Annotated in this window: 14 protein-coding genes and 1 riboswitch; of the genes, 2 read left to right on the top strand and 12 right to left on the bottom strand. The window is 40.2% G+C overall.

All coding sequences use genetic code 11. The features are described from left to right. Positions 1-29: 29 nt before the first annotated feature. Both dtd and rsgA read right to left on the bottom strand, forming a co-directional pair. Positions 30-482, bottom strand: a complete 453-nt coding sequence (gene dtd / locus JK629_RS08345; RefSeq protein ID WP_202335204.1) for a D-aminoacyl-tRNA deacylase — start codon at positions 480-482, stop codon at positions 30-32. Positions 483-560: 78 nt separating this feature from the next. Further along, positions 561-1,508: a ribosome small subunit-dependent GTPase A gene (rsgA, locus tag JK629_RS08340; protein WP_202335203.1), complete on the bottom strand. Its 948-nt coding sequence runs from the start codon at positions 1,506-1,508 to the stop codon at positions 561-563. Between the two features lie 81 nt (positions 1,509-1,589). Between rsgA and JK629_RS08335 the strand changes: the two genes are divergently transcribed. Next, the gene (locus JK629_RS08335; protein WP_202335202.1) at positions 1,590-2,045 is read left to right on the top strand and encodes a hypothetical protein; all 456 of its coding nucleotides are present in this window, start codon (positions 1,590-1,592) and stop codon (positions 2,043-2,045) included. A 4-nt stretch (positions 2,046-2,049) separates the two neighbouring features. Here JK629_RS08335 and JK629_RS08330 read toward each other — a convergent pair whose 3' ends face one another. After that, on the bottom strand, positions 2,050-3,132 hold the full coding sequence (locus tag JK629_RS08330; RefSeq protein ID WP_202335201.1) for a bifunctional 3-deoxy-7-phosphoheptulonate synthase/chorismate mutase type II: 1,083 nt from the start codon (positions 3,130-3,132) through the stop codon (positions 2,050-2,052). Positions 3,133-3,383: 251 nt separating this feature from the next. On the opposite strand from JK629_RS08330, the gene gldA reads away from it, so the two are divergent. Next, positions 3,384-4,283: a gliding motility-associated ABC transporter ATP-binding subunit GldA gene (gldA, locus tag JK629_RS08325; protein WP_202335200.1), complete on the top strand. Its 900-nt coding sequence runs from the start codon at positions 3,384-3,386 to the stop codon at positions 4,281-4,283. On the opposite strand, the gene JK629_RS08320 is transcribed toward gldA, so the two are convergent. From JK629_RS08320 to JK629_RS08280, 9 genes are all read right to left on the bottom strand, one after another. Next, positions 4,270-5,019: a head GIN domain-containing protein gene (locus tag JK629_RS08320; RefSeq protein ID WP_202335199.1), complete on the bottom strand. Its 750-nt coding sequence runs from the start codon at positions 5,017-5,019 to the stop codon at positions 4,270-4,272. The two genes, gldA and JK629_RS08320, sit on opposite strands and share 14 nt — an antisense overlap. 28 nt (positions 5,020-5,047) lie before the next feature. Then, entirely contained in the window at positions 5,048-6,157 is a 1,110-nt protein-coding gene (locus JK629_RS08315) for an acyloxyacyl hydrolase (protein WP_202335198.1), read from the bottom strand. Positions 6,158-6,184: 27 nt separating this feature from the next. Then, positions 6,185-6,937, bottom strand: coding sequence for a head GIN domain-containing protein (locus JK629_RS08310; RefSeq protein WP_202335197.1), 753 nt, complete (start codon positions 6,935-6,937; stop codon positions 6,185-6,187). 3 nt (positions 6,938-6,940) lie between these two features. Then, positions 6,941-8,035 (bottom strand): acyloxyacyl hydrolase, encoded by a 1,095-nt coding sequence (locus JK629_RS08305; RefSeq protein WP_202338027.1) that lies wholly within the window; start codon positions 8,033-8,035, stop codon positions 6,941-6,943. A 20-nt stretch (positions 8,036-8,055) separates the two neighbouring features. Then, entirely contained in the window at positions 8,056-9,012 is a 957-nt protein-coding gene (metF, locus tag JK629_RS08300) for a methylenetetrahydrofolate reductase [NAD(P)H] (protein WP_202335196.1), read from the bottom strand. 112 nt (positions 9,013-9,124) lie between these two features. Further along, positions 9,125-11,821 carry a methionine synthase gene (metH, locus tag JK629_RS08295; protein WP_202335195.1) on the bottom strand — a complete coding sequence of 899 codons (2,697 nt, stop codon included), beginning with the start codon at positions 11,819-11,821 and terminating at the stop codon, positions 9,125-9,127. Positions 11,822-11,904: 83 nt separating this feature from the next. Beyond that, on the bottom strand, positions 11,905-12,846 hold the full coding sequence (locus JK629_RS08290) for a pyridoxal-phosphate dependent enzyme (protein WP_202335194.1): 942 nt from the start codon (positions 12,844-12,846) through the stop codon (positions 11,905-11,907). After that, positions 12,843-13,856 (bottom strand): homocysteine S-methyltransferase family protein, encoded by a 1,014-nt coding sequence (locus tag JK629_RS08285; protein ID WP_202335193.1) that lies wholly within the window; start codon positions 13,854-13,856, stop codon positions 12,843-12,845. The genes JK629_RS08290 and JK629_RS08285 overlap by 4 nt, the downstream gene beginning before the upstream one ends. 240 nt (positions 13,857-14,096) lie before the next feature. Beyond that, a riboswitch (SAM riboswitch) is annotated at positions 14,097-14,204 on the bottom strand. 164 nt (positions 14,205-14,368) lie between these two features. Next, positions 14,369-14,791, bottom strand: coding sequence for an OsmC family protein (locus JK629_RS08280; RefSeq protein WP_202335192.1), 423 nt, complete (start codon positions 14,789-14,791; stop codon positions 14,369-14,371). Positions 14,792-14,814 lie beyond the last annotated feature (23 nt).

Here is a 14,814-nt window from a genome sequence, read left to right as displayed (position 1 = left end):
TTCCGAAAGGTTAAAAAAAAGTTAAAGAGTTATTCTCTTTTTTTTGAATCCATCCAAATTGTCACCGGGCCGTCGTTTATTAAAGCAACATCCATCATAGCTCCGAAGTTCCCAGTTTTTATATTTCTATTTGTCTCATTTTCAAGCTGAAGCACAAACTTTTCATAGAGTGGAATAGCAGTTTCGGGTTTTGCGGCATTTATGAATGAGGGACGGTTTCCTTTTTTGGTGCTGGCGTGAAGCGTAAATTGACTAACGACCAAGCAATCCCCTCCTACATCTTGTACCGAAAGATTCATCGCATCGTTTTCATCCGAAAAAATCCGCAAACGGGCAATTTTACCTGCTAACCAGTCAATGTCTTCTTGGGAGTCCTCCGTTTCAATTCCCAACAAAATAAGTAAGCCCTGATTTATTTCCGAAAATATTTCTCCCTCAATGGTAACAGATGCTTTTTTTACTCTTTGGATTAAAACGCGCATTTTGTATCGTTGGATTTTTAGATTGTTGGATAGTTAGATTAGTGGAATTTTGGTATTTGGTGCTTGTGGTTTGGAATTTTACTTTTCATAAATATCTTTTCTGAAGTGATCCTCCTCGCCTTCCAATATCTGCAGGTAACTTTTATAGCGCGACCACGCTATTTCCTCGTTTTCCAAAGCTTCCTTTACCGCGCAATGGGGTTCTTCCAAATGAAGGCAGTTATTGAATTTGCAATTTTCCTTCAGTTCAAAAAATTCAGGAAAATAATCCCCCAACTCTTCCTTGTCCATTTCCACCACGCCAAAACCTTTAATTCCGGGCGTATCAATAATTTGTCCGCCAAAGGAAAGGTCAAACATTTCTGCAAAAGTGGTTGTGTGCTGCCCCTGCAGATGTTGTTCGGAGATTTTTGAGGTTTTTAAATCCAGGTCGGGTTCAATTGCGTTGATTAAAGTAGATTTCCCTACACCACTATGGCCCGAAAACATCGTTACTTTATCTTGCATTTGCGCTTTTACCTTGTCAATATTTTTTCCTGTTATTGCTGAAATCCCAATACACTCATACCCTATTTTTCGGTATAGTGCAGCGAGGAATTTAATCTCTAACAATTCGTCTTCGTTGTATGTGTCAATTTTGTTGAAAAGGAGCACAGCTTTAATGTGATAGGCCTCCGCAGTTACCAAAAAACGATCTATAAAAGTGGTAAATGTTGGCGGGTTGTTCAGCGTTATCAAAAGAAAAGCGACGTCAATATTCGCAGCAATGATGTGGGTTTGTTTGGAAAGGTTTACAGATTTGCGGATAATGTAATTTTCACGTTCGTCAATATGTTTTATCACCCCAACGGTTTCATCGCCTTTTTTTTCAATATCAAAATCTACGTGGTCGCCCACGGCAACGGGGTTTGTGCTTTTAATACCGCCAATGCGGAATTTCCCTTTTATACGGCAATCGTAAAATGTGCCGTTTTCCGCTTTCACGGAATACCAACTGCCAGTAGATTTATAGACGATGCCTTTCATTGTAACAAAAATCTGAAAATTAAAACAAACATTGCCATAATTAATTATTTTTACTTAGGTAAATATCAAATTCATACTGTTATGAAAAAAATAATCCTTCCTTTAGTTTTTATGTTGCTAATTTCTTCTGAAATTTTAGCGCAGCAATATGAAGTGAACGTTGTAACCGTTGTGGAATCCATTGTTCCAAATGGTTTGGGACGTTCCCGAATGATTTCCACAAATAGCGAACGCGACTATAAAGAATTTACTACCACCCAAAGCGAAGACGACAACTCACGCAACAAAGCGGACCGCTCAGAAATTCGCGTAAAGGATTACGACGAAACCAAACTTCTTAATTTCTATAATCTCGGCGGAATACGATTCCAAAACATTGCAGCTAACGATGCCCTTATAACCTCTAAAATAAATACGATGCTTGCTGAAGGTTGGGACCTAGCCTTTGTAACCAGTGCCGTGGAAAGCGATGCAGGCGAAAAGGACGGCCAAGGCATATTCATAACACGGCTAATCTTTAAGCGACCTAAACAATAAGTTGTTATCCGTTTATTATCTTTTTTTGGTGATTTATGGACTCTTGGTGAATGGCTTTGTATATTTTTAGAACAAATTCTTCGCTGAGCTTGTTTTGTTCGCCTTCCAAAATCATCCTGCCGAGCACCTCATTCCATCGTTTCACCTGTAAAATGGCAACATTGTTTTTCTTTTTCAAAGCGCCAATTCCGTCAACTATCTTCATCCGCTTGCCCAACATGTCCATGATTTGATCGTCTATTAAATCAATCTGAGTCCGCAATGTATTTAATTGATTGTTGAACTCTGCCTCGTCCCCCTCTACTTTTCGGATTTTTAGATCCACCGTCATTTTTTCCAAAGCCTGGGGCGTGATTTGCTGTTTCGCGTCGCTCCACGCGTTGTCCGGGTCAAAGTGTGTTTCAATCATCAACCCATCATAGTTTAGATCGAGCGCAGTTTGGCAAAGGTCAAAAATAATATCGCGTCTGCCCGCAATGTGCGAGGGATCCAAAATAAGTGGTAAATCTGGAAATGTGTTTTGAAGGTCAATAGGAATCTGCCATTCGGGATTGTTGCGATAACGCGTTTTTTCATAAGTAGAAAAACCACGGTGGATTACCCCAAGCTTGGTAATTCCGGCGGTATAAAATCGTTCCACAGCACCCAACCACAACGCCAAATCTGGGTTCACCGGGTTCTTCACCAACACTATTTTATCAGTTCCCTTTACCGCATCTGCAATTTCCTGTACAATAAAAGGCGAAACCGTAGTGCGCGCGCCAATCCACAAAATATCTACATCGTGCTGTAGTGCCAAATCTACGTGGTTTGCGTTTGCAACTTCAGTGGTTGTGAGCAATCCGGTTTCTTGCTTTGCCTTTTGAAGCCATTTTAGGCCCAAAGCGCCAACGCCCTCAAAGTTACCCGGGCGAGTTCTTGGTTTCCAAATGCCAGCGCGCAATACAGAAGTGTCTGTATCCTTCAATTGATGCGCTATTTTCAGCAGTTGCTCCTCAGTTTCGGCACTGCAAGGCCCCGCAATTACAAGTGGATGGTTTAACCCAAAGGCATCTAACCAATTGCGCAGTTCTTTTTTGTTTTCCATAAAGTCAATTTCATAAAAAAAGCCCCAAAATGGGACTTTTCAAAAGTATATTTTAAAATACAATAATCCCAATTAGCGAATGTTTTGGAACATATGCCACCACGCTTTGGAAAAATTGTAAATAGGTTTCATAATCATAGCCGCTAAAGTAGCCAATAATTGTGAGCCGGAAAACGTTTTAGGAAAAATTTTAAATCGCGAAGCATAAACACTTCAGAAGAAAATTTATGTAGTTTTGCTATTCTGAAAATATGTCGATACAAGTAGAAAATATAACCAAAACCTACGGCGAACAAAAAGCGCTTAACAAGGTTTCCTTCACCATTGAAAAAGGGGAAATTGTAGGATTTCTGGGTCCTAACGGCGCTGGAAAATCCACAATGATGAAAATTTTGACCACCTTTCTTCCCGCTTCGGAAGGTGTGGCGATCGTGAATGGTTTTGAAGTAACGAAGGATGATATTTCCGTAAAAAAAAGCGTTGGCTATCTGCCGGAACACAACCCACTTTATTTGGATATGTACGTTCGCGAATACCTTCTTTTTAATGCGGGAATCTACAATATTCCCAAAAAGGAAGTTGAAAGCGTTATTGAAAAAACCGGTTTAACGCCCGAAGCGAACAAAAAAATCGGACAACTTTCAAAAGGGTATCGCCAACGGGTTGGGCTTGCAAATGCACTGTTGCACGACCCCGAAGTCTTGATTTTAGATGAACCAACAACCGGTTTGGACCCAAATCAATTGATTGAAATCCGTCAGCTTATAAAAAACGTGGGGAAGGAAAAAACGGTTTTGCTATCCACCCACATCATGCAGGAAGTGGAAGCCATTTGCGATCGCGTAATAATTATAAACAAAGGCGAAATAGTGCTCGATAAAAAACTTTCAGATTTAAAAAATAATCAGCAACAGATTATTGAAGTGGAATTTGATTATCGTGTGGAAGAAGTGGCACTGCAACAGCTTCCGAAGATTCAAAAAGTTGAAAACTCCATCGGTTTTGTGTATCAGCTTTACTTTGAAACCGAGCAGGATATGCGCGGAAAAGTGTTTGATTTTGCGCACGATAATGGCTTAAAGATTCTTCAGCTACACCAAAAAAACACTACGCTAGAAAAATTGTTTTCTGAATTGACTATTCAAAAATAAGCTTGCCGCGATAGAGCTCTTCAACCTCAACGATTGAAGGTCTGTTTTTGGAAATAACGTTACCCAAACTCACAATCTTGCCGCGAATGGCCAGTTGTGGATTTACTACCATTTCACCTGTACTTCGATGATAAACATATAGATTTTGTACAGTTAAATTTTCAGCAAAAATTCGGCAATCGCCCGCGTACAGACCAAAATTGGTGTTTGTTGCACTTCCCTTTAAATAAAATTTGGAGAGTCCGTTTGCCACAACACTCAAACTTTGTACATTCAAATTCAATTTAAAATCACCGTCAATGTGATACTGATCTTCGTTCTGTTGGTCTTCGGATAAAAGTGTCAATGAAGGGTAATTAAGTACCCCGATGCTTTCAATAGCATAACCGGTGCTGCTTCTAATTTCAGAAATATTAGGGGATGTTATATAAACTTTTGTAAGCTCATAATCGCGAACCAAATTGCAACTATTATTGTTGTGAATTTCAAGCATCCCGTCGGTTACCGAAACCTCCACATCGTTCATTAAATTTTCGCCAGTTTCAATAATTACTTTTTGAACGTCACCCTGCTGGATGAATACTTTGGTACGTTCCCATACCAATATTTTGGTAAATGAAGGTACCATAACTTCTTTCTGTACAATATCTCCGGATGTCTGGATACAGTTCCAGCCCGAATCTGAACTACATCCAGCAAAAAACAAAATCAATAAAGCGTAAACTAAATTCTTCATATTTATTATTTCTGAAAATTTCAGAATTTTACAATCGGTAACCAACGCCAAATTCCACAGCTTCGGCCTTCGCCCAATGCGCATGAACGGTTACCGCGGCAAATACCTTATCACTGAAAAAATATCTTTTCAACCCCAAACGGTTATAAACTCGGTTTTCAAATTCATAGGGCCAATATACATAATACCCTAACTGCGAAACAAAGGCCACTTTATTGAAACGCCATTCGTGACCCACAAAAACCCCAACCCGCTTGTAATCTTCATCACCAGAAAGACCGTCTTCAGGGTAAGCGATAGAGCGATAATTGATCAATTCCTTTAAAAAAGTAGAAAAGAAAACATCTACCCCAGCGGTAAATGTGCTTTTATAGTTTATGCGTTTATCGGCAAAAAATGAAGCTACATAAAAGGGTTCCTGCCCGAGCCCAACCACATCACTTTCATTAACGCCAGTCCGAAAGGCAAAATTGAACTTTACACGCTCAGCGTGTGTTCTGCTAAGCGAATCTTCTTTTTTTATATATTCTGGAAATTCTTTATAACCCAACTGATAACTTACCCCAGCGTTCAGCGCAAAAGTATTTGTACTGTTGTTTGGCGCCTTAAAATTTGCGTTACTATAATGGATAACAGTGAAACCAGCGTGAAAACCAAGACCTTTCCAAATATTTTCGCGTACAAAATTCCCTTTTAACAATGTGGTACTCAATAAATATGTCCCGTAGGCATTGTTATCAAAATTGTTTACAGCATCATACGGAGTGGCAGCACAGGCAATTCCCTGGCCCACGCGAAGCATAAAATGTCTGTTTAAAAAATACCAGTTAATATGTCCATATGCTCCCACAACATCTCCCAAATATTTGTTGTGCATGCTTTGGTAAGCAACCGTAAAACCCCAATCTGGATAATTATAGCGACGTTCCCATTCATTAAACCCATAGGTTTTTCGATTAAAGGAAAGAATAAACCCTGTGGGATGTCCGGTAATTAAGTGCTCAATATCCGGATTGTGCTCCAGAATACTTCCGTAGAAAAAATCTGCCTCCAGTGAAATTGGTTTCAATTCTTCTTCTTGTGAAAAAAGCGAAAGACTTATAAATAGGACTGAAATTACGGAAAGAAGGTGCTTCATATTTTTTTCAACGCCAGTAAAGATAAACTAATCTTTAAATAATAGCCTGCCCGTGAATAATTCTTTTACATCTACCAACTGCGGGCGATTGTGGCTAATAATGTCGCCCGTTGCCACGATTTTTCCGACGATACTTTGTTGTGGATTTACAATCATTTTGTTAGCACTTCTTTGGAAAACATTAAGTTCATCAATTAGAAAATCTTTGCCTTCAAAACGTGGAAATTCGTCCGCAAAATTTATATTGGCCTTGCCAGCCTTTCCCGAAATATAAAAAACGCTCTGCCCATTGGCTGCTACCTGAAATTCCTCAACGTTCAAATTCAAATAAAAATCGCCACTTTTACGTATGTTTTCTGGCCCGGCACTGCTATTGCTGACTAAAGTAAGCTTTGGAAAATGTAAAATGCCTTCACCAATTACATCGTAAGCTGAACTATTCCTGATTTCTGTGATGTTCGACGCTGTTACAAAAACTTTTGTAATTCCGTAATCGCGAACCAGATTGCAAGCATTTCTATCTTTCACCACCAAAGTATTTCCTTCAACCCTTACGAAAATATCGCTCAAGAGGTTTTCGCCGGTTTCAAGAATTATTTTTGTAGAATCGCCCTGTTTCAAATATAATGTCACATCGTCCTCAATCCTGATTTTTGAAAAATCTGAAACAACATATTCTTTGGAAATTGAATCTCCTGCCGCTTGCACACAATCCCACCCGTTTTCGGAATCGCACGAAAGCAACAAAAAAACCAATACCATACATACCAATTTCTTCATAAACTATATTCTAATTCCTACACCAAATTCAACGCCTTCCACTTTCGCTCCATGTGATTTTAATGTGATTGCAGTGAAAAGCTTATCAGTAAAATAATATTTCAACCCCGCGCGAAAATAAGTTCGTCCTTCAAAATCGTAGGGATAATAAACGTAATATCCGGCTTGTGAAACCACTGCCAATTGGTTGATTCGAAGTTCGTGACCGGCAAAAATTCCCACCCGCTTAAAATCTTCATCGCCTTTTACGCCAAAACTGGGAAAAGCAACGGAAAGGTATTCTATTTCCTTTTTCAGAAATGGTAAATAAAAAAAATCTGCGCCCAACTGAATCGTACTTTTATAGCTCAACCGCTTGTCTGCAAAGGCAGAAACAACAAAAAAGGGATGCTGGCCCAGGTTTAAATAATCACTTTCATTCAAACCGCCGCGAAGCACAAAGTTGTATTTTATAGGTTCTGTAATTTTATTCGAAAGTGAATCGGAAATGTATTCCGGATTTCTTTCATCGGCAACGGAATATTGCACACCAACATTTAGAGTGAACGCATTTGTACTGGAATTTGGCGCCTTAAAATTTCCATTTGAATAATGCACTAAAGCAATCCCCGCCTGAACCCCGAAGTTTTTGAAAAGATTTTGCTTGTTGTAATTCAGCATCAAATAGGTTGAACTCAACAAACGGGTACCGTAAGCATTATTTTTAAAATTGGTTTCTAAGTCAAACGGATTGGTATTGTATGCAATACCCTGCCCTATTCGGAAAAAAAGATTTCGCTTTAAAAAGTAAAAATTGAAATGCCCGTACAGCCCATAATTTTCACCCAAAACATCGTAATGCGCATTTTGATGCACGAAAGAAAAACCCCAATCGGGATAGTTATATTCCTGTTGCCATCGTTCGGCTCCGTAGGTTTTTCGGTTAAAACCAATAATAAAACCATCGGGATGGGCTTTTACCAAATGTGAAATATCCTTATTGTGCCGAAGAATGGTTCCGTAGAAATAATTGGCGTCCACAAAAAAATCCTTGTTTTTTTCCTGTGAAAAAACAAAAGAAGTTGTGAGAAAAACCACTAAAAACGCAATTCGGGACATTACCGCAAAATAAAACAATCTTAAAATACTTGCGAAGCAATTTCTTTAATATTGCTGCTTTTCCCCATAGAATAATAATGAAGAAAAGGCACTCCCGCTTTTACAAGTTCTTTGCTTTGCTTTACGCACCAATCAATCCCAATCTGCCGAACGGCTTTATTATCTTTTGCCTTTACCACTTCCATTACCAACGCATCGGGCAAATCCACTTTAAAGCGATGTGGAATTAAATTGAGATGCGATTTCACTGCAATGGGTTTTAAGCCGGGAATAATAGGAACGATAATGCCCTCTGCTCTGCATTTTTCCACAAATTTGAAATATTTTTCATTGTCGAAAAACATCTGTGTCACTATATATCCCGCACCATTCTTAATTTTCTTTTTTAGGAAATGGATATCGCTCTCGCTACTTGGCGCTTCCATATGTTTTTCGGGATAGCCAGCTACACCCACACAAAAATCGGTCGGAAAAGTATGTTGAAGTTCATCATCGAGATATTGGCCCTTGTTCATCGAATTTATTTGTGAAACAAGATCGCAGGCATACTTGTGGCCATTTTTATTGGGTGTGAAATAGGTTTCACTTTTTACGGCATCGCCTCGCAAAGCCATAACATTGTCAATTCCCAAAAACTGAAGGTCTATCAAAAAATTTTCGGTTTCTTCTTTCGTAAATCCGCCGCAAAGAATGTGTGGTACGGCATCCACATCATATTTGTTTTGAATTGCGGCACAAATTCCCACCGTTCCAGGACGTTTACGAACGATTTTCTTTTCTATTAAACCATTTTTTAATTCCTTAAAAACGTATTCCTCACGATGATAGGTTACGTTTATGTAGGGCGGCTGAAACTCCATCAAAGGATCAATATTTTCAAAAATGGAATGGATATTTTCGCCCTTTAAAGGCGGTAAAATCTCGAACGAAAACTGTGTTTTTCCGTTGCCGTTTTTTATGTGTTCGGTTACTTTCATAAGTCCTCTCCCCAACCCTCTCCTAAGGAGAGGGAGCTTTTGGGATTTTTATTTTAATTATCGATTTTATATTATTTGCCCCCTCTCCCCTTTGGGGAGGGCAGGGAGGGGACTAGTCCGCCAAATTTGTTTTCAGCCAATTCGTGGCTTCTTCTAAATTTATATTTTTCCTCTTTGCGAAATCTTTTACTTGGTCTTCCTTAATTTTTCCAAGACCGAAATAGCGCGCCTCGGGATTTGCATAATAATATCCCGAAACCGAAGCCGCCGGCCACATTGCCAAGCTTTCGGTAAGTTCCACACCTATGTTTTCCTTTACTTCTAAAACTTCCCAAATAGTGATTTTTTCCAAATGATCGGGACAAGCGGGATAGCCCGGCGCGGGACGAATTCCTTTGTATTTTTCTGAAATTAAATCTTCATTGGAAAGATTTTCTTCGGAAGCGTAACCCCAAAATTCTGTCCGCACTTTTTTGTGAAGAAATTCCGCAAAAGCCTCTGCCAAACGGTCTGCCAAAGCTTTTACCATTATGGCATTGTAATCGTCGTGCTCTTTCTCATATTTTGAAGCCAATTCAGCAGTACCAAAACCAGTACTTACACAGAAACAACCAATATAATCCTGAATTCCTGTTTCCTTTGGCGCAATAAAATCGGCTAAGGCAAGATTCGGTTTTCCAGCGGCTTTTTGTGATTGTTGGCGTAGCGTTCGGAAAAAATAATTTTGAATTCTGAATTCTGAATTTTGAATTGTTATATCATCATCATTTACAGTATTCGCCTCAAAAATTCCAAAAACGGCGCGTGCTTCCAAGAGTTTCTCTGAAATTATTTTATCGAGCATTTTTTGTGCATCAGCAAATAATTCGGTTGCTTGTTTGCCTACAATTTCATCCTTCAAAATATTTGGAAACCTTCCGTGCAGCTCCCAACTTCGGAAAAAGGGTGTCCAATCGATATAATCTTTCAAAATATTCAAATCAAAATCCTTCAAAATCTGCACGCCCAATTGGTTCGGCTTTTTAATTTCCGAAGTTTTCCAATTAATTTGAAACTTATTTTTTCGAGCTTCTTCAATTGATATATAGGTTTTTACTCTTTGTCTTTTCAGAAAATCCTTTCGGAAATTATCGTATTCTTTTTTCAAGTTTTCTTTATATGAAACCGAACTTTCCTTTTTTAACAAATCGCCTACAACGGTTACCGCCCGGGAAGCATCGTTTATATGCACCACAGCACATTCGTATTCGGGGTCTATTTTAACCGCCGTGTGCGCTTTGCTTGTTGTAGCCCCGCCAATTAAAAGAGGTACTTTGAAATTTTGGCGTTGCATTTCCTTGGCCAAAAAGACCATTTCGTCCAATGACGGTGTTATCAAACCGCTCAAGCCAATTGCATCCACATTTTCTTCCTTCGCCGTTGCTATTATTTTTTCAGGTGGAACCATAACGCCTAAATCGATAATTTCATAATTGTTGCAGGCCAAAACAACGCCTACAATATTTTTCCCAATGTCATGAACGTCGCCCTTAACAGTGGCCATCAACACTTTCCCTGCATTTTTGGAATCTCCAATTTGTGGGTTTTTAAGTTTTTCTTCTTCGATGTATGGAAGCAAGTACGCTACTGCTTTTTTCATTACTCGCGCAGATTTCACCACTTGTGGCAAAAACATTTTTCCGCTTCCGAAAAGGTCGCCAACCACATTCATTCCAGTCATTAAATGACCCTCGATGACTTCAATGGGTTTTGACACGCTTTGACGCGCTTCCTCGATATCTTCTAAAATAAATTCATCAATTCCTTTTACCAACGCTCTCGTAATACGGTCTTGCAACGGTTCTTCCCGCCATGACAAATCGATTTTACTTTCCTTTGCCGTTCCTTTTACGGTTTCGGCAAAATCGAGTAAACGTTCCGTAGCATCATCGCGACGGTTGAGCATTACGTCCTCCACGCGTTCCAATAAATCTTTCGGAATGTTATCGTACACCTCCAACATCGCCGGATTTACAATCCCAATGTTCATTCCCGCTTTAATGGCGTGGTACAAAAACACGGAATGCATCGCCTCCCGAACGGGATCATTCCCACGGAAACTAAAGGAAACATTGCTCACGCCACCACTCACACTCACGTGTGGCAGATTTTCGCGAACCCAGCGCGTAGCCTCGATAAAATCTACAGCGTTTTTTCTGTGCTCATCCATTCCCGTTGCCACGGGGAAAATATTCAAATCGAAAATGATGTCTTCGGGAGCGAATTTTACCTGATTCACCAAAATATCATAGGAGCGTTTGGCGATTTCAATTCTTCTTTCGTAATTGTCAGCTTGGCCCACTTCATCAAAAGCCATTACGATTACCGCGGCACCGTAGCGTTTTATGAGTTTTGCGTGATGGATAAATTCTGCTTCGCCTTCTTTTAAACTGATGGAATTCACCACACATTTGCCTTGTACCACCTGTAAACCGGCTTCAATAATTTCCCACTTACTGCTGTCAATCATTATTGGAACGCGTGAAATATCGGGCTCTGCGACAACAAGGTTTAAGAATTTCACCATTGCCTCTTTGCCATCGATCAAACCATCGTCCATATTCACGTCGATGATCTGCGCGCCGTTTTCCACTTGTTCGCGGGCAACGGAAAGCGCTTCCTCAAAATCACCTTCTTTAATCAATCGAAGGAATTTCTTTGAACCTGCCACATTAGTGCGTTCCCCCACGTTTATGAAATTGCTTTCGGGAGTGATTATAAGAGGCTCGAGACCGCTAAGTTTTAGGTATTTTTTATTTTCTGTTTTCATTTTTTATTATCCTTTGCGTCCTCTGTGTCTTTGTGTTTTATTTTTTCACCACGGAGGCACAGAGAGCACTGAGGGCACAGAGATTAAAATGGCAGATTTTTTAAATCCACATTTCCGCCAGAAATGATAATTCCTATTTTTCTATTTTTAAAGCGTTCTTTTTCCCGGAGCAAAGCTGCAAAAGCTACAGCGCTACTAGGTTCGACAATAATTTTCATCCGTTCCCAAATGAGTTTCATTGCTGAAATGATTTCGGTTTCTTCAACGCATATTATTTCTGAAACGAATTCCTTTATTATGGGGAAATTGACATCGCCCAGAAAGGTTTTAAGTCCGTCGGCGATTGTATTTGTGTTTTCGTTGAATTCTATTTTCCCGCTTTTTAAACTTCGAAAAGCGTCGTCAACCTCAAACGGTTCGCCGCCGATTGTTTTGCAATTTTTTCCAAAATAATTAACCGAAAGTGATGTTCCGGCAATCAATCCGCCACCGCCAACGGGTGTGAAAACATAATCCAAATCGAGGTGTGAGTGAAGCAATTCCGCGGCGGAAGTTGCGTTTCCAAGAATTACATTTCTATCGTTTGAAGGATGGATAAATGTTGCACCCGTTTCTTTCTGAATCCGTTCAGCCTCAGTTTCACGCGCAATTGGGGTTGATTCGGATTCTGTGATAATTCCGCCGTAACCTTTAACCGCTTCTTTTTTTACTTGTGGTGCATTTTCGGGCATCACGATGTAGGCTTTCACGCCAAGATTTTTCGCTGCCAATGAGAGTGCCTGTGCAAAATTTCCGGAGGAATGCGTTACAACTCCAGCCTTTTTCTGCGCTTCGGAAAGCTGAAGAATTGCATTGGTCGCGCCCCGCATTTTGAAAGCTCCCATCTTTTGGAAATTCTCACATTTAAAGAAAACTTCCGCGCCGGAAAGTTCATTTATATAGGAAGATTTCAAAACGGGCGTGTTGTGAACGTATGGTTTTACTCGCGCGCCAGCTGCTTCGACTTCTTGTTTTGTGGGTATCATACAGTAAGGTTTTCAGATTTAAAAACAGGTCGTGGTTTGTATTGCGAAGCGATTTCGGCAATGGCTTTTATGTGTTCTGGCGTGGTGCCGCAACAACCGCCTATGATGTTTACCAATTGTTTGTCCAAATATTCCTTCACCTGCTCCGCCATTTGCTTCGGACTTTCATCGTATTCCCCGAATGCGTTTGGCAAGCCTGCATTTGGATAGGCGCTCACGGCAAGCTTGGTGCGGTTTGCAATCACTTCAAGATGGGGCGTGAGCTGTTTGGCGCCCAAGGCACAGTTGAAACCTACGCTCAACAGGGGAATATGCGAAATTGAAATCAAGAACGCCTCTGCCGTTTGGCCGGAAAGCGTGCGCCCGGAAGCATCGGTAATAGTTCCACTTATCATTATTGGGATGTCGAGATTTCGTTCTTCTTTTATTTCATCGATTGCGAAAAGAGCTGCTTTTGCATTCAATGTATCAAAAATGGTTTCAACTAAAAGCAAATCCACACCGCCATCAATCAAGGCTTCGGCCTGCTGTTTGTAAGCAACGCGCAATTCCTCAAAAGAAATGGCGCGAAAACCGGGATCATTAACAACTGGGCTCATACTTGCCGTTTTGTTTGTCGGGCCTATGGCTCCCGCTACGAAACGTGGTTTGTTCGGTTCCTTTTCGGTGAAATCCTCAGCGACTTTTTTTGCGATTTTAGCGGATTCGTAATTTAATTCATACACCAAATCCTGCATATCGTAATCGACCATTGCGATGGTAGTGCTGGAAAAGGTATTGGTTTCCACAATATCGGCGCCGGCTGCAAAATATTTTGAATGGATTTCAGCAATGGCTTGTGGTTGTGTGATGGAAAGCAAGTCATTATTCCCTTGCACCGATTTATGGTAATTTTTGAAACGTTCGCCACGAAAATCTTCTTCCGAAAATTTGTAGCGCTGCAGCATCGTGCCCATTGCGCCGTCGAGGATTAGGATTCGGTTTTGAAGTGCTTGTTGTATTTTATTCATTTCCTGATTTTTAATTGAAGTTCAAATTTGCGTGAGGGATTGTAGCCCTTCGTCTCCGCTCAGGATAAACTCTATCCTTTTTAATTTATCAGCGACCTTTCGACTGCGCTCAAGGTGACAAACTAAAAAGATTGCAGTGGAAAGCCCGACCCGAAGGGGCACGCCATAAACATCCCCCTAACCCCCTTCGAAGGGGGAACCAAAAAAATATCAAGAAAAGGTGAAGGAAAAACCTGTTTTGTGTTATCTATCTCTGCAAAAACAGAAGTAGAATGTAGCACCTTCATTCTGGCGAAAGGGTTGCTAAGGCGTCAAAGGGTCTATTCCCTCGGCCTTTCTTGATAACTTTTAACTATGAATATGAACTGATACAAAGTAACATTATAAAGTTTACAATACAAAATTAGTTTTGGAAGTGACCCAAGTCCGCTTCGCTAAAGGACGAAAAGGAATTTATCTTTTGTCATTTCGTCTTTTTTTCTTTTTATCCTTTCGTCCTTTCTTACTTTCCGTCATTTAATCGCTTTCCCATTAAGCACAATGCTATACGTAATTTTCACCGAAGCTTCCAGCGTGATGGAAACCGAACAGTACTTCTCAAAACTAAGTTGTGCAGCACGAACGGCTTTTGCCTCATCAATTTTGCCTTCCAAATACAGTTTTATGTGAATTGCTTCAAACGGTTTTGCATCGCGCACTTCCTTACGTTGACCTTCCACCTCTATTTTATAGGAAGTGATTTCCTGCCGCTGTTTCTTTAAAATCATTACAATATCTATTGCATTGCAACCCCCAACACCCATCAACAAAAGTTCCATCGGGCTTGCGCCTTTTGAGGGCTCGTCTGTTTTATTGTCGATTAAAACGGGTACGCCTGAAGCGCCCTTTGCTTCAAAAAGATAGTTGTCGTTGATTCTGTTTAGTGAAACTTTCATATGCTATATTTTGTTTATCGTTT

The sequence above is a fragment of the Aequorivita iocasae genome (genome assembly GCF_016757735.1).
In the GTDB taxonomy this organism is placed as follows: Bacteria; Bacteroidota; Bacteroidia; order Flavobacteriales; family Flavobacteriaceae; genus Aequorivita; species Aequorivita iocasae.
This window is presented reverse-complemented; position numbering and strand designations above follow the sequence as displayed.

Excerpts from the sequence above, each read along its gene's own strand:
- JK629_RS08330 (WP_202335201.1), bottom strand. The coding sequence starts at position 3,132 with ATGGAAAACAAAAAAGAACTGCGCAATTGGTTAGATGCCTTTGGGTTA.
- rsgA (WP_202335203.1), bottom strand. The coding sequence starts at position 1,508 with ATGAAAGGCATCGTCTATAAATCTACTGGCAGTTGGTATTCCGTGAAA.
- JK629_RS08315 (WP_202335198.1), bottom strand. The coding sequence starts at position 6,157 with ATGAAGCACCTTCTTTCCGTAATTTCAGTCCTATTTATAAGTCTTTCG.
- JK629_RS08335 (WP_202335202.1), top strand. The coding sequence starts at position 1,590 with ATGAAAAAAATAATCCTTCCTTTAGTTTTTATGTTGCTAATTTCTTCT.
- JK629_RS08285 (WP_202335193.1), bottom strand. The coding sequence starts at position 13,856 with ATGAATAAAATACAACAAGCACTTCAAAACCGAATCCTAATCCTCGAC.
- JK629_RS08290 (WP_202335194.1), bottom strand. The coding sequence starts at position 12,846 with ATGATACCCACAAAACAAGAAGTCGAAGCAGCTGGCGCGCGAGTAAAA.
- metH (WP_202335195.1), bottom strand. The coding sequence starts at position 11,821 with ATGAAAACAGAAAATAAAAAATACCTAAAACTTAGCGGTCTCGAGCCT.
- gldA (WP_202335200.1), top strand. The coding sequence starts at position 3,384 with ATGTCGATACAAGTAGAAAATATAACCAAAACCTACGGCGAACAAAAA.
- JK629_RS08310 (WP_202335197.1), bottom strand. The coding sequence starts at position 6,937 with ATGAAGAAATTGGTATGTATGGTATTGGTTTTTTTGTTGCTTTCGTGC.
- JK629_RS08305 (WP_202338027.1), bottom strand. The coding sequence starts at position 8,035 with ATGTCCCGAATTGCGTTTTTAGTGGTTTTTCTCACAACTTCTTTTGTT.
- JK629_RS08320 (WP_202335199.1), bottom strand. The coding sequence starts at position 5,019 with ATGAAGAATTTAGTTTACGCTTTATTGATTTTGTTTTTTGCTGGATGT.
- JK629_RS08280 (WP_202335192.1), bottom strand. The coding sequence starts at position 14,791 with ATGAAAGTTTCACTAAACAGAATCAACGACAACTATCTTTTTGAAGCA.
- metF (WP_202335196.1), bottom strand. The coding sequence starts at position 9,012 with ATGAAAGTAACCGAACACATAAAAAACGGCAACGGAAAAACACAGTTT.
- dtd (WP_202335204.1), bottom strand. The coding sequence starts at position 482 with ATGCGCGTTTTAATCCAAAGAGTAAAAAAAGCATCTGTTACCATTGAG.